The 14,637-nt window shown below is 66.5% G+C and carries 14 protein-coding genes; 8 read left to right on the top strand and 6 right to left on the bottom strand.

The features are described 5' to 3' along the window. Positions 1-230: 230 nt before the first annotated feature. On the bottom strand, positions 231-1,691 hold the full coding sequence (gene rpsA, locus BKA02_RS13630) for a 30S ribosomal protein S1 (protein WP_179434849.1): 1,461 nt from the start codon (positions 1,689-1,691) through the stop codon (positions 231-233). Positions 1,692-1,782: 91 nt separating this feature from the next. On the opposite strand from rpsA, the gene BKA02_RS13635 reads away from it, so the two are divergent. The 3 genes from BKA02_RS13635 to BKA02_RS13645 all read left to right on the top strand — a co-directional run bounded on the left by BKA02_RS13635 (position 1,783) and on the right by BKA02_RS13645 (position 4,264). Further along, positions 1,783-2,478, top strand: a complete 696-nt coding sequence (locus BKA02_RS13635; RefSeq protein WP_179434851.1) for a hypothetical protein — start codon at positions 1,783-1,785, stop codon at positions 2,476-2,478. 155 nt (positions 2,479-2,633) lie between these two features. Beyond that, the gene (locus tag BKA02_RS13640; protein WP_179434853.1) at positions 2,634-3,299 is read left to right on the top strand and encodes a hypothetical protein; all 666 of its coding nucleotides are present in this window, start codon (positions 2,634-2,636) and stop codon (positions 3,297-3,299) included. A gap of 35 nt (positions 3,300-3,334) precedes the next feature. Further along, positions 3,335-4,264, top strand: coding sequence for a 5'-3' exonuclease (locus BKA02_RS13645; protein WP_179434855.1), 930 nt, complete (start codon positions 3,335-3,337; stop codon positions 4,262-4,264). A 9-nt stretch (positions 4,265-4,273) separates the two neighbouring features. Here BKA02_RS13645 and BKA02_RS13650 read toward each other — a convergent pair whose 3' ends face one another. After that, on the bottom strand, positions 4,274-5,260 hold the full coding sequence (locus BKA02_RS13650; protein WP_179434857.1) for a PHP domain-containing protein: 987 nt from the start codon (positions 5,258-5,260) through the stop codon (positions 4,274-4,276). Positions 5,261-5,267: 7 nt separating this feature from the next. Then, positions 5,268-6,329, bottom strand: a complete 1,062-nt coding sequence (trpD, locus tag BKA02_RS13655) for an anthranilate phosphoribosyltransferase (protein ID WP_179434859.1) — start codon at positions 6,327-6,329, stop codon at positions 5,268-5,270. A gap of 181 nt (positions 6,330-6,510) precedes the next feature. On the opposite strand from trpD, the gene ctaE reads away from it, so the two are divergent. The 5 genes from ctaE to BKA02_RS13680 all read left to right on the top strand — a co-directional run bounded on the left by ctaE (position 6,511) and on the right by BKA02_RS13680 (position 11,432). Next, the gene (gene ctaE, locus BKA02_RS13660) at positions 6,511-7,143 is read left to right on the top strand and encodes an aa3-type cytochrome oxidase subunit III (protein ID WP_179434861.1); all 633 of its coding nucleotides are present in this window, start codon (positions 6,511-6,513) and stop codon (positions 7,141-7,143) included. A gap of 23 nt (positions 7,144-7,166) precedes the next feature. Beyond that, entirely contained in the window at positions 7,167-7,964 is a 798-nt protein-coding gene (gene qcrC, locus BKA02_RS13665; protein ID WP_179434863.1) for a cytochrome bc1 complex diheme cytochrome c subunit, read from the top strand. A gap of 33 nt (positions 7,965-7,997) precedes the next feature. Then, a complete protein-coding gene (gene qcrA / locus BKA02_RS13670; RefSeq protein ID WP_179434865.1) occupies positions 7,998-9,074 on the top strand; it encodes a cytochrome bc1 complex Rieske iron-sulfur subunit in 1,077 nt (358 codons plus the stop codon). After that, a complete protein-coding gene (gene qcrB / locus BKA02_RS13675; protein WP_179434867.1) occupies positions 9,071-10,891 on the top strand; it encodes a cytochrome bc1 complex cytochrome b subunit in 1,821 nt (606 codons plus the stop codon). Before qcrA ends, qcrB begins: the two co-directional genes overlap by 4 nt. Before the next feature lie 121 nt (positions 10,892-11,012). Then, positions 11,013-11,432 (top strand): rhodanese-like domain-containing protein, encoded by a 420-nt coding sequence (locus tag BKA02_RS13680; RefSeq protein ID WP_179434870.1) that lies wholly within the window; start codon positions 11,013-11,015, stop codon positions 11,430-11,432. 72 nt (positions 11,433-11,504) lie between these two features. On the opposite strand, the gene BKA02_RS13685 is transcribed toward BKA02_RS13680, so the two are convergent. The 3 genes from BKA02_RS13685 to ctaC are packed head-to-tail and all read right to left on the bottom strand — an operon-like array spanning position 11,505 to position 14,566. After that, positions 11,505-11,939: a cytochrome c oxidase subunit 4 gene (locus tag BKA02_RS13685; RefSeq protein WP_179434872.1), complete on the bottom strand. Its 435-nt coding sequence runs from the start codon at positions 11,937-11,939 to the stop codon at positions 11,505-11,507. Positions 11,940-11,942: 3 nt separating this feature from the next. After that, positions 11,943-13,682, bottom strand: a complete 1,740-nt coding sequence (gene ctaD / locus BKA02_RS13690) for an aa3-type cytochrome oxidase subunit I (protein WP_179434874.1) — start codon at positions 13,680-13,682, stop codon at positions 11,943-11,945. A 5-nt stretch (positions 13,683-13,687) separates the two neighbouring features. After that, a complete protein-coding gene (gene ctaC, locus BKA02_RS13695; RefSeq protein ID WP_179434876.1) occupies positions 13,688-14,566 on the bottom strand; it encodes an aa3-type cytochrome oxidase subunit II in 879 nt (292 codons plus the stop codon). Positions 14,567-14,637 lie beyond the last annotated feature (71 nt).

Below are 14,637 nucleotides of genomic sequence, written 5' to 3' on the forward strand. Positions count from 1 at the left end.
CGGTGGATGTGTCGCACAGTCCAGCACAGGCGCCGCCACGGCGTCGGCGCACCGGTAACACGGTGCAACCGCGCTTAACATCGCGTCATCGATCGACCCATCGCGTCATGCGACGACATCCGAGGACACACGATCCGTCCGAGGATCCCCGCTACGAGGAGAGAAGAGGAGCGGGCCGCCACCCGAAGGTGACGACCCGCTCCTCGAAGAACGCTAAGCAGCGAGGGCGCTCAGGAATTACCGCCCGAGAGCTTCTCGCGCAGAGCCGCGAGGGCCTCGTCGTCGGCGAGGGTGCCAGCGCCGGCCGCGTCGCTCGAGAACGAGCCCGTTCCGGCAGCGACCTCGTCGCCCGCAGCGGCCTCGACCTCGGCGGCCTTGACGACCTGCGCCTTGTGCGCCTCCCAGCGGGTCTGCGCAGCAGCGTAGTCCTGCTCCCACTTCTCGCGGGCCTCGTCGAAGCCTTCCTTCCACTGGTTGGTCTCGGCGTCGAAGCCCTCGGGGTACTTGTACTCCCCGTTCTCGTCGTACTCGGCGAGCATGCCGTACAGCGCCGGGTCGAACTCTGTGCCGAACGGATCGACCGACTCGTTCGCCTGCTTGAGCGACAGCGAGATGCGGCGGCGGTCGAGGTCGATGTCGATGACCTTGACGAACACCTCTTCGCCCACGGAGACGACCTGCTCTGCCAGCTCGACGTGCTTGCTCGACAGCTCGGAGATGTGCACGAGGCCCTCGATGCCGTCTGCGACGCGCACGAACGCACCGAACGGAACGAGCTTGGTGACCTTGCCCGGCGTGATCTGACCGATCGCGTGCGTACGGGCGAAGACCTGCCACGGGTCCTCCTGCGTCGCCTTGAGCGACAGCGAGACGCGCTCGCGGTCGAGGTCGACCTCGAGGATCTCGACGGTGACCTCCTGGCCCACCTCGACGACCTCGGAGGCGTGCTCGATGTGCTTCCAGGAGAGTTCGGAGACGTGCACGAGGCCGTCGACGCCGCCCAGGTCGACGAACGCGCCGAAGTTGACGATCGACGAGACGATGCCCTTGCGGACCTGGCCCTTGTGCAGGTTGTTGAGGAACGTGGTGCGCGACTCGGACTGCGTCTGCTCGAGCAGGGCGCGGCGCGAGAGCACGACGTTGTTGCGGTTCTTGTCGAGCTCGAGGATCTTGGCCTCGAGCTCCTGGCCGAGGTACGGCGTGAGGTCGCGGACGCGGCGCAGCTCGATGAGCGAGGCCGGCAGGAAGCCGCGCAGGCCGATGTCGACGATGAGCCCACCCTTGACGACCTCGATCACCTGACCGGTGACGACTCCGTCCTCTTCCTTGATCTTCTCGACGTCGCCCCAGGCGCGCTCGTACTGCGCGCGCTTCTTCGACAGGATGAGGCGGCCTTCCTTGTCCTCCTTCTGGAGAACGAGGGCTTCGACCTCGTCGCCGACCTTGACGACCTCGTTGGGGTCGACGTCGTGCTTGATGGAGAGTTCGCGCGAGGGGATGACGCCCTCGGTCTTGTACCCGACGTCGAGCAGAACCTCATCGCGGTCGATCTTGACGATCGTGCCCTCGATGATGTCGCCGTCGTTGAAGAACTTCAGGGTCTTCTCGACCGCGGCCAGAAAATCCTCGGCAGATCCGATGTCGTTGATCGCGACCTGCTTGGCGGCCGGGGCGGTCGTTGCGGTAGTCATGTAGTGGGTTGTCCTTGTAGGTGGATACTCGGGCTCCGACGCCGCCCTGCACGCAGGAACGATGGTGTCGCCGAAGCGGATGGATGAGTGATTGCTCGCCACGCGCGCGGAAAGACCCGCCACGGGTGACACCTCAGGATATCAGACCTCGCGGCACAGCGCCGACCCGGATCTTCTTGAGCAGCGCACCCGGATCAAGGCTGTGGACAACCCTGATCACCGGGCATCACGCGGCTACCGTGACGGGATGCCGACGAGAAGCTTTCAGCCGACGGTCCTCGCCGGCGCACTGCTCCTGGGCCTGGTCGCCCTGGGCGGATGCGCCGCGACGCCTGACGAGACCACCCCGACGTCCTCCCCCGTTTTCGCGAGCGAGGACGACGCCTTCGCCGCCGCCGAGGTGACCTATCTCGAGTACATGGAGACGTTCAACTCCATCGATTTCACTGACGAAGACACCTTCGCTCCGCACCTTGATTTGACAGTAGGAGAGCTCCGCGACGAGGAACGAAAGTCGCTCTCAGAGATGCATGCCAACGGCACGCAGGTGACAGGAGCAGCGTCAGTCAAATGGTTTCGAGGGCTTGACGTTTACGCCGACGGTCTTATCTCTGCACGAGTGTGTACTGACGTTAGTCAGACAGAACTTGTCGATTCCTCCGGCAGATCACTGACGTCAGCGTCACGTCCGACTCTTGTAGCCACGGAAGTCTCGTTCGTCACTTCCAATGGCGTCCTTCTGCTGTCAGACGAGCGACCTGTGGAGGATGAATCTTGCATAAGTTAGCTCTGCTCCTCACGGTTGCCGCAGCGTTGTCGGCGCCACATGCTCTGACTGTGCCGGCCACGCTCTCATCGTCGTGCTCATCGGTCGACAAACTCAATGGAACGTGTGACCCGGAGTATGACAACGATGGTGATGGTGTCGACGTGTGGGATGACGTGAACGATCCCGGAGCCCCTGGAGGAGACCCGAGCCCGGCCGGCGACCCAGGATGGGGCGACGACCCCGCTCCAGACCCGGACGACGACGATCTCGCCTCCTGCCTGGACCCCTGGGAGAACGACCGCCAATGCTTCCCCTCGATCATTCCGGGAGTACCCGAGGACCCCGACGACCCGCTCCCGCCGATCACGATCTCAGATCTCGTGCGGTTCGTGCCCACCGGAAGCATCAGCACGACCGAGCCGGGCAACGTCGCCGTGGTCGGGCTGCCCGCCAACACGATCAACAACGCAGGAACCGAACAACTCACCGCAACACTGCTCGGGCGCACGATCCAGGTGCGATTCACACCCGTGTCGTTCGACTTCGACTACGGCGACGGCACCGCCGTATCGACAGCCACCGGCGGGGCGTCATGGAACAGCCTCGGTCAAGCCCAGTTCACACCGACCGCCACCAGCCACGTCTACACCGCACGCGGCACCTACCCCCTCGCCGTCACCATCCACTACCACGCCGACATCAACACCGGACACGGATGGACCCCGATCCGAGGCACCGTCACAGGCCCACCCGCAACGGCGACGATCCACGTCTTCCAAGCACGCACCGCCCTCGTCGACGACACATGCAACGAAAACCCCGACGCCCCCGGATGCTGACCGTTGCCGTGTCGCCCCCCTGGCAGACTGAGCGCATGAAGGACGCCCCCGGCAAGCTTCTGCTGCTCGACACCGCTTCGCTCTACTTCCGCGCTTACTACGGCGTGCCCGACAAAGTGCACGCCGCGGATGGAACCTCGGTGAACGCCGCTCGCGGACTGCTCGACATGATCGCGAAGCTCGTCGCCCTCACCGAGCCGTCGCACCTCGTGGCCTGCTGGGACGACGACTGGCGACCGCAGTGGCGCGTCGATCTCATCCCCTCGTACAAGGCGCATCGCGTCGTCGAGGAGGTCGCCGCCGGCCCCGACGTCGAAGAGGTGCCCGATCCGCTGGAGGCCCAGCTGCCCGTCATCCGCGAATCGCTGCAGGCCCTTGGCATCCCCATCGTGGGCGCCGCCGCGCACGAAGCCGACGATGTGATCGGCACGCTCGCGAGCACCGCACGCATGCCCGTCGACATCGTGACGGGCGATCGCGACCTCTTCCAGCTGGTAGACGACGCGCGCGGGGTGCGCGTCGTCTACACCGCGCGCGGCATGAGCAATCTCGAGATGATCACCGATGCCGTCGTGATCGCGAAGTACGGCGTACTCCCCACGCAGTACGCCGATTTCGCGACGCTTCGCGGCGATGCATCCGACGGGCTTCCAGGAGTCGCCGGAGTCGGCGAGAAGACCGCGGCCACGCTGCTCGCGGCGCACGGCGACCTCGCCGGCATCCGCCGAGCAGCCGCTGCGGGCGAGGGAATGTCGAAAACCGTCGCGGCGAAGGTGCTCGCGGCCGACGACTACCTCGAGGTCGCGCCGACCGTCGTCAAGGTCGTGACGAACCTTCCGCTCGATGCCGATCTGCCGCCCCTGCTCCCCCTCGACGCGGAGCGCGAGGCCGCCGCGCTCGCGCTGAGCGAGCGATGGAACCTCGGCACGTCGATGCGTCGCGCGATCGACGCCCTCGCCCGCTGACGGCGAGGCTCAGTCCAACCAGCGGCGCAGCCGCTCCAGACCCCATGTCGTCACGATGCGGGCGGGCGGGATGCCGGCGCGTTCGGCGCGTTCGGCGCCGTGATCGAGCAGCGACAGCTGGCCGGGCGCGTGCGCATCCGAGTCGATGGAGAACAGGCACCCGGCCTCCAGCGCGAGCGCGATGAGCTCGTCGGGCGGATCCTGCCGCTCCGGTCGGGAATTGAGCTCCACGGCCACGCCATGCTCGGCGCACGCGTCGAAGACCGTCCGGGCGTCGAACGTCGACGGCGGCCTGGTGCCGCGCTCGCCCTGCACGAGCCGCCCCGTGACGTGGCCGAGCACGTTCACACGAGGGTTCCCCACCGCCGCCACGAGACGTCGGGTCATCGGCGCGGAGTCCATCCGGAGCTTCGAATGGGCTGAGGCGACGACGACGTCGAGTTCGGCGAGCAGCGCGTCGTCCTGGTCCAGTGCGCCGTCCTCGAGGATGTCGACCTCGATGCCGGTGAGCATCACCAACGTCGCATCCCCAGCCCCGCGCACGAGTGGGATCTGGGCGCGCAGCCGCTCCGCCGTGAGTCCTCTGGCGACGCGCAGTCGCGGCGAGTGATCCGTGATCGCGAGGTAGTCGTGCCCGAGGTCTCGTGCCGCATCCGCCATCTCTTCGATGGAGGTCGCCCCATCGGACCAGTCGGTGTGCGCGTGCAGATCGCCGCGCAGCCGAGCACGCAGCGCCGAGGTGCGCTCAGGCTCGACGGCGCCGCGCAGTTCGACGAGGTAGTCGGGCACCGCGCCGTCGAGGGCCTGGTCGATCACAGCGAAGGTCGATGCGCCGATCCCCGCGGTCGCCCGGATGCGGGCGCGATCCCGACGGGCGTCGTCGGAGAGCCCGGCATACGCGTCCGCGGCCGCCCGGAACGCCTTCGCGCGGTATCGCGACGCGCGCTCGCGTTCGAGCAGCCGCGCGATCTCGTGAAGCGCCTCGACGGGTTCCATGCCTGCCCTAGGCCGCGAGCTCCTGCGACACCGCGACCCAGTCGTCGAGCTTGGCCGCCGCACTGCCGTCGTCCACCACGGCCTGCGCCCGGGCGTATGCATCGGCGAGGCGCTCGACGATGGGGCGCTGCGCCTGCGACACATCGTGCGAGAGCTCGTAGGCGACCACGCCTGCCGCGGCGTTGAGCAGCACGATGTCGCGCACAGCGCCCTTCTCGCCCGCGAGCGTCCTCCGCAGCACCTCGGCGTTGTGCGCAGGGGTGCCGCCGATGAGGTCGGAGAGCTCCGCGAGCGGGATGCCGAGGTCGCGCGGGTCGAGGTCGTGCTCGTGCACGTCTCCTCGGCTGACCTCCCAGATTCGACTGTGGCCGGTGGTGGTGAGCTCGTCGAGCCCGTCATCGCCGCGGAAGACGAGCGCCGTGGCGCCGCGCGTGCGGAACACCCCGGTGATGAGCGGTACCCGATCGAGTTGAGCGACGCCGACCGCGTTGGCCTCGGCCCGCGCCGGGTTGCACAGCGGGCCGAGCATGTTGAAGACCGTGGGCACGCCCAACTCGGCGCGCACGGCGCCGGCGTGCTTGAAGCCGGGATGGAAGGCCCCGGCCCAGGCGAACGTGATCCCGGTGCGATCAAGCGTGTCGGCGACGCCCTGCGGGTCGAGCGTGAGGCGAAGGCCGAGCGCGTCGAGCACATCGGACGAGCCGGAGGCCGAGCTGGCGGCGCGGTTGCCGTGCTTGACGACGGGGATGCCGAGCGCGCCGATCACGATGGCCGCTGTTGTGGAGACGTTCACGGTGCCGATCCGGTCGCCGCCGGTGCCGACGATGTCGAGTACGTCCGAGGAAACGGGAAGCGGGAGCGCCGCTTCGAGGATGGCGTCTCGGAACCCCACGATCTCGTCGATCGTCTCGCCCTTGCTGCGCAGGCCGATGAGGAATCCGGCCAGCTGCGCGGGCGTCGCCTCGCCGTGCATGACCTGCCGCATCGCCCAGGTCGACTCGTAGACGCTGAGGTCGCGCCGCTCCAGAAGGGTCGAGAGAATGTCGGGCCAGGTCAGCGCATCCACCATGTGAGCGATCCTAGCGATGTGATGCAGTCGTGATCCGCGCCGGCCCCTGCGACGCCTCCGCGGGATGACCGGCATGCACAGGCGATTCACGGTCGTTTCTTAGGATTGCCTAAGTCAGATCGGGCCGAAACGGCTCCCCACAGTGCGAGAATCGGGCCCGCGGATCGGCCATAATGGAGGGGTGACCACCTCAGCGACCTATGCCCCGGCGGCGAGAACGATCAAGCGTCCCAACCCGGTAGCTGTCGGCACCATCGTGTGGCTCGGCAGCGAGGTGATGTTCTTCGCGGGGCTGTTCGCGATCTACTTCACCATCCGCAGCACCTCCCCGGAGCTCTGGGCGTCTCGCACCGAGCTGCTCAACGTGCCGTACGCCACCGTCAACACGATCATCCTGGTGCTGTCCTCCGTGACCTGCCAGATGGGCGTGTTCGCGGCCGAGCGCATGCAGCCGTACAGCGCTCCCAACGCGAAGGGCCGCAAGCGCTGGGGAATGGTGGAGTGGTTCTGGCTGACGTTCGCGCTCGGTGCGATCTTCGTCTCCGGCCAGGTGTGGGAGTACGCCCAGCTCGTCGCCGAAGGCATGCCGATCTCCGCCGACCCGTACGCCTCGGCGTTCTACCTGACCACGGGCTTCCACGCCCTGCACGTGACCGGCGGGCTCATCGCCTTCCTCCTCGTCATCGGACGCGCCTTCGCCGTGAAGAACTTCACGCACAAGGAGGCGACCACCTCGATCGTCGTGTCGTACTACTGGCACTTCGTCGACGTCGTGTGGATCGTGCTGTTCCTGGTCATTTACTTCCTTCGATAAAGAAAGCGGAGCGGATTCCCGACATGGCACGAGAGAAGAAGCGCCGTTCCGGCCGCCGCAGCCCCCTGGCGGCTGCGGCCCTCATCGGCGCAGGCCTCATGATCACCGGTGGCGTGTACGCCGGTGCCTCTGCAGCGTTCGCGGCGAGCGAGCCCACCACGGCGACCTCGCAGGTGTCCGTCGAAGAGGGCGAGAAGCTCTTCCAGGCGAACTGCGCGACCTGCCACGGCATGGCGCTACAGGGCACCGAGAACGGCCCCAGCCTCTACGGCGTCGGGGAGCTCGCCGTCGAGTTCCAGGTCGCGACCGGCCGCATGCCGCTGCAGATGCAGGGACCGCAGGCGCCGCAGAAGGAGCCGCAGTTCACGCAGGAGCAGATCGAGGCCATGGCAGCCTGGGTCCAGTCCGTGGCCCCGGGCCCCACCTACCCCGAGGCCAGCGTGCTCGACGGCGAGGGCGACGTCGCGCACGGCGCCGAGCTCTTCCGCATCAACTGCGCGATGTGCCACAACGTCGCGGGTGCCGGCGGCGCTCTCACCGAGGGCAAGTACGCTCCCCCGCTCACCAGCACCAGCGCGCTGCACATGTACGCGGCGATGGTGACCGGTCCGCAGAACATGCCCGTGTTCGGCGACATGAACCTCTCCCTCCAGGACAAGCGCGACATCATCTCGGCGCTGCTCTTCCAGCAGCAGGAGGTGCAGGTCGGCGGGTTCACGCTCGGCTCGCTCGGACCGGTGTCCGAGGGCCTGTTCATCTGGATCTTCGGAATCGGCGCTCTCGTCGCCATCACCGTGTGGATCACGGCGAAGTCCAACTGACGCTTGCATATCGAAGAACGTACGAGGAGCACCATGGCACACGACGACGACTCGCAGGCCCTTGAAGGGGCCTATCAGCCCTCTCCGGGGCTGAGCGTCGCAGTCACGGACCCGGTGGAGAACCCGGGACTTCCGGCCCACCGCGAGCGGATGACGGACAAGGACCCCCGGGCGATGAAGACCGCCGTCCGCACGGTCTACACGCTCTTCTACATCTCGCTCGCCGGCAGCATCTGGGCGGTCGCCGCCTACATGCTGTTCCCGATCGAGAGCGGCGCGCTCATCGACGTGCGCTACAACAACCTCTTCATCGGTCTGGGCATCGGCCTCGCGTTGCTCGCTCTCGGCCTCGGCGCCATTCACTGGTCCAAGGCCGTCATGAGCGACAAGGAGTTCATCGAGCCCCGGCACGCCACCCGCGGCAAGGAGTCGACCCGCGAGGCCGCGATCAAGGCTTTCGCCGACGCCAACGAGGAGTCCGGGTTCGGTCGTCGCACGATGATCCGCAACTCGCTCATCGCCGCCGTCGTCGCTTCGATCGTCCCCGGCGTCACGCTGTTCCGCGGTCTGGCTCCCTTCAACTCCGAAGACGACCCGACGGCGGGCGACCCTGTCGCCCTGCTCAGCCACACCATGTGGAAGGGCGGGATGCGCCTCGCACGCGACCCCGACGGCACGCCCATCCGCGCGGCCGATGTCACCCTCGGCTCGGCCATGCACGTCATCCCCGAGCCGCTCACCGAGGTCAGCCACCACGACGGCTACCTGGAGGAGAAGGCCAAGGCCATCGTCCTGCTCATGCGCCTGCTCCCCGAGCAACTCAAGGAGGATGAGGACCGCAAGGGCTGGTCGTACGACGGCATCGTCGCCTATTCCAAGGTCTGCACGCATGTCGGGTGCCCCGTGGCGCTGTACGAGCAGCAGACCCATCACCTGCTCTGCCCCTGCCACCAGTCGCAGTTCGACGTGACCGAGCACGCGAAGGTCATCTTCGGCCCCGCCGCCCGGCCGCTGCCGCAGCTGCCCATCGCCGTCGACGACGAGGGCTACCTCGTCGCGCAGAGCGATTTCCACGAACCCGTCGGCCCGAGCTTCTGGGAGCGCCATTGAGCACCGCAACCGTCACCCCCGACACGAAGGGCGACAAGAAGTCGGAGAAGCCTCTCGGCGGCCGCTTCATCGGCGCCACGGCGAACTACATCGACGAGCGCACGAGCCTGTCCGGCTTCGTCAAGGAGCTCGGTCGCAAGATCTTCCCCGACCACTGGTCGTTCATGCTGGGTGAGATCGCCCTCTGGAGCTTCGTCGTCGTGCTGCTCTCCGGCACGTTCCTCACCTTCTTCTTCCAGGCCTCGATGGTCGAGACGCACTACACCGGCGCGTATGCGCCGATGCGCGGCGTCGAGATGTCGGCCGCGCTCGAGTCGACCCTGCGGATCTCGTTCGATCTGCGCGGCGGACTCCTCGTGCGCCAGATCCACCACTGGGCCGCGCTCGTGTTCGTCGCCGGCATCGGCGTGCACATGCTGCGCGTGTTCTTCACCGGCGCTTTCCGCAAGCCGCGCGAGCTCAACTGGGTCATCGGCTTCGTGCTGTTCATCCTCGCGATGGCCGAAGGCTTCACGGGCTACTCGCTCCCCGACGACCTGCTCTCCGGCAACGGCCTGCGCATCATCGACGGCATGGTCAAGGGTCTCCCCGTGATCGGCACGTGGACCTCGTTCCTGCTCTTCGGCGGCGAGTTCCCCGGCACCGACATCGTGGGGCGTCTGTACACACTGCACATCCTGCTGCTGCCGGCCATGGTGCTCGCGTTCGTCGTGATCCACCTCATGCTGATGATCATCAACAAGCACACGCAGTTCGCCGGGCCCGCCCGCACGAACGACAACGTCGTGGGCTACCCGATGATGCCGGTCTACATGTCGAAGATGGGCGGTTTCCTGTTCATCACGTTCGGCACCATCGTGCTGATCGCGACGTTCTTCCAGATCAACCCGATCTGGAACTACGGCCCGTACGACCCCTCCCCCGTGTCTGCGGGAACCCAGCCGGACTGGTACATCGGATTCGCCGACGGCGCCCTGCGCCTGGCACCGCCGCACCTCGACGTGGTCTTCCTCGACCACACCTGGTCGTTCGGCATCATCCTGCCGGTGCTCGTGCTCGGACTGTTCATCGTGCTCGTCGCGATCTACCCGTTCATCGAGGCATGGATCACCGGCGACAAGCGCGAACACCACATCGCCCAGCGCCCGCGCAACGCGGCCACGCGCACCGCCATCGGCGTCGCCGGTGTCATCTTCTATGCCGTGCTGTGGGCGGCGGCCTCGTCCGACCTCATCGCGACGCACTTCATGCTCACGATGGAGGGCGTGATCCACACGCTGCAGGCCCTGCTGTTCGTGGGTCCGGTGCTCGGCTACTTCATCACGAAGCGCATCTGCATCGCACTGCAGAAGAAGGATCGTGAGATCGTCCTGCACGGCTACGAGTCCGGACGCATCGTGCGTCTCCCCGGCGGCGAGTTCATCGAGGTGCACAAGCCGGTCGACGTCTACGACCGGTGGAAGCTCATCGACGTGGATACGTACGAGCCGCTCGTCGTGCGCCCGAACGCCAAGGGACGCATCCCCTGGACGCAGAACCTGCGCTCGGCGATGTCGCGCTGGTTCTTCGAGGATCGCCTCACCCCGCTCACGCAGGCCGAGATCGACACCGCAGACGCCCACCAGCAGCACGTGCTGCACGATGTGGACGAGACCGCGGCGGCCGAGATCAGGGGTGCTCACGAACGCGCCGGCGTCGCGGAGGAAGACATCGCTCCTGCGGATGTCGACCACGTCGACGAGACGCCGAACACCCCGAGCTCGGTCATCGCGACCGATCCGGTGCAGAAGCCGAAGAAGGGCGACCGGGCCGAGTAGGCCCCTCCCCGGATACGCTGAGGGCCCCGTCCAGTCGGATGGGGCCCTCAGCGCGTATCCGGGCCCAACGTTCGCCGTCACGGGCCCACTCCGGAGCATGCGACGCCCCTATCCTGGGATCATGATGGATCGTGCCGCCTTCTTCACCGCAAAACTCGACGCCGAGACCGACGGGAGCGACGTCTACGTCGCCCAGAGAGCCGGCGAAGAGCTCTACGTCGTCGACGTCCGCTCAGACGAGGCGTGGGCGCAGGGGCGCGTGGCAGGGGCCATCCACATGCACTACTCCGAGATCGCTGCGCGGGCCCCGCAGGAGATCCCGACCGACGCACGCGTCGTCGTGTACTGCTGGAGCCCTGGATGCAACGCCGGCGCCAAGGGTGCCCTCGAGTTCGCGAAGCTCGGATACGACGTGCGGGAGATGATCGGCGGCTTCGAGTACTGGGTCCGCGAGGGCTACCCGGTCGAGAACGTCGACGGTGTGCATCGTCGCCCCGTCGATCCGCTCACGGGCGTTCCCCGCATCCGCACGCGGGCCTGAGAGCACGGGCGAGCATACGAAGACGCCCCCGACATCTCCAGAGGAGCGCCGAGGGCGTCTTGTTCGTGATGATCAGCGGGCGAAGTTGCCGCGGTAGTACTCGTAGACCCATCCGACGATGGCCACGAGGAAGATCGCGATCGCCACGGGGAACAGGAAGTGCCCCACCGCGAGACCGATCATTCCCACACCCGCGGAACCGGCGAGGACGATCGGCCACCATGACCACGGGCTGAACTCGCCCAGCTCGGGATCGCCGTCGTCGATCTCGGAGGTCAGCACGTCTTCGGGCAGCTGGCCGCCCTGAGCGCGGTGCGTGCGGTCGAGATAGAAGGCCACCATCGCCGACATGAACGCGGTGAAGTACAGCGCCACCGTACCGACCCACTCGATCGCCGTGACGACGTCGCGGTCGGGGTGGGCGACGATGTTCCACACCGTGTAGACGGTGCCGACGACCAGGAAGAATCCGGTGAGGACCCACCAGAGGATGACGTTATCGCGCATGTCTTACTTGCCCTCTTCCTCGGCAGCGGCGCCCGCGGGAACGGCGACGGGGTGCTCCGCGGCCTCCGGGTGGTTGAGATCGAACGCAGGACGCTCGCTGCGGATACGCGGGATCGACGTGAAGTTGTGCCTGGGCGGCGGGCAGGACGTCGCCCACTCGAGGGAGGCGCCGTAGCCCCACGGGTCGTTGACCGTGACCTTGGGAGCCTTGCGCGCCGTGATCCAGACGTTGAGGAAGAACGGCAGCATCGAGGCGCCCAGGATGATCGCGCCGATCGTGGACACCTGGTTGCCCCAGGTCCAGTTGTCGTACTCCGAGTAGTCGGCGTAACGGCGCGGCATGCCGTCGACACCCAGCCAATGCTGGATGAGGAAGGTCATGTGGAAGCCGAGGAACAGCATCCAGAAGTGCACGTAGCCGAGGCGCTCGTTGAGCATGCGTCCCGTCCATTTCGGCCACCAGAAGTAGAAGCCGGCGAACATGGCGAACACGACCGTTCCGAAGACGACATAGTGGAAGTGCGCCACGACGAAGTACGAGTCGGACAGGAAGAAGTCCAACGGCGGGGCCGCGAGGATCACGCCGGTCAGGCCACCGAAGACGAACGACACGAGGAAGCCGAGCGAGAAGACCATCGGCGTCTCGAACGTGATCGATCCGCGCCACATCGTTCCGATCCAGTTGAAGATCTTCACGCCCGTCGGCACCGCGATGAGCATCGTCATCAGAGCGAAGAACGGCAGCAGAACCGATCCGGTGACGTACATGTGGTGCGCCCACACGGCCACCGACAGCGCAGCGATCGCGATCGTCGCGTAGACCAGCGTCTTGTATCCGAAGATCGGCTTGCGGCTGAAGACCGGGAAGATCTCGGAGACGATGCCGAAGAACGGCAGGGCGATGATGTAGACCTCGGGGTGGCCGAAGAACCAGAACAGGTGCTGCCAGAGGAGCACGCCGCCGTTGGCCGGGTCGTAGATGTGCGCGCCGAGCACGCGGTCGGCGGCGGCGGCGAGGATGGCTGCGGCGAGCACGGGGAAGGCCATCAGGATGAGCAGGCTCGTGATGAGCGTGTTCCACGAGAAGATCGGCATGCGCCACATGGTCAGCCCCGGCGCACGCATGGTGATGATCGTCGTGATGAAGTTGACGGCGCCGAGGATCGTTCCGAAGCCCGACATGCCGAGTCCGAGCATCCACAGGTTGCCGCCGACGCCGGGAGAGAACGACGCGTTCGCGAGCGGCTGATAGGCGAACCAGCCGAACGACGCCGCACCCTGCGGGGTGAGGAAGCCGGCCACCGCGATGGTCGAGCCGAACAGGAACAGCCAGAAGGCGAAGGCGTTCAGACGCGGGAAGGCGACGTCGGGAGCGCCGAGCTGCAACGGGAGGATCGCGTTGGCGAAGCCCGCGAACAGCGGCGTCGCGAACATCAGCAGCATGATCGTGCCGTGCATCGTGAACAGCTGGTTGTACTGCTCCTTGGTCGCCACGATCTGCATGCCCGGCGAGAAGAGCTCGGCGCGGATGATGAGCGCCATCACCCCGCCGAGGAGGAAGAAGAGCACCGACGAGATCAGGTACATGTAGCCGATCGTCTTGTGGTCGGTGGACGTGATCCACTTGACCACCAGGTTGCCCTTCTGCTCCACGCGAGTGGAGGAGAGCAGGGCGGCTTGACGCGGCGGGATGGTCGTCGGGCGAGAACCGGCCTCGGAGGTGCCAGGAAGAGTGGTTGTCATGGGTGTTACTCCCCTTCCTCGGTGCTCGGACCGGTGCCGGGCAGGTTCGACAGGCGGTCGTAGGCGTCGGTGATGTCACCGGTGTTCCCGTCGGCGCGCAGCTCGTCGAGATAGGCCTCGTAGTCGTCCTGGCTGACGACCTTGACGTTGAAGAGCATCATCGAGTGGTACTCGCCGCACAGCTCGGCGCACTTGCCCTGGTATTCGCCGATACGGGTCGGCGTGAAGGACCACGAGTTGTCCTTGCCGATGTACATGTCCTTCTTGTAAAGGAAGTCGATGATCCAGAAGGAGTGGATGACGTCGCGCGACTGGAGCTCGATGCGCACCTTCTCGTCGACGGGAAGGACGAGCGTGGGCAGCGCGGCCTGATCGACGTTGCCGTCCTTGTCCGGCTGAGCCTGGACGCCCATCGTCCACACGGCGTCGTCGTTGTGGCCGTACTGGAAGTCCCACGACCACTGCTTGCCGATCGCAGTGATCTCGACATCCGGGTCGTCATACTGCGTCTCGATCAGGGTCTGGTCCCTCGCGGTGAACGCGAACATGCCGAGCACCAGGATGAGCGGAATGACCGTGTAGAAGATCTCGATCGGCATGTTGTACCGGAGCTGCACGGGCAGGCCCGTCTGCCCCTTGCGGCGCCGATACGCGACGGCGGCCCATCCCATCAGGCCCCAGGTGACCACGCCGACCACGAGGAGGACGATCCAGGAGTTCACCCAGAGGGAGGTCACCCGCTCGGTGTGGTTGGTGGCGAACGTGCCATCGTCGAAGCCGGGGAGGAAGCCACGAGCCTCGAGCGAGGAGCACCCCGCGAGGGCCACGGCAGCCGCTGCTCCCAAAGGAAGAGCGGCCCAGCGAAGGCGGCGTTTCGAGGGCACGATGCACCTTTCAGATCACGGACAAGGCTGCATTCATTCTAGGGCAACCTCTCACCCTATTCACGCCAACC

This window comes from Microbacterium pseudoresistens, assembly GCF_013409745.1.
Lineage (GTDB): Bacteria > Actinomycetota > Actinomycetes > Actinomycetales > Microbacteriaceae > Microbacterium > Microbacterium pseudoresistens.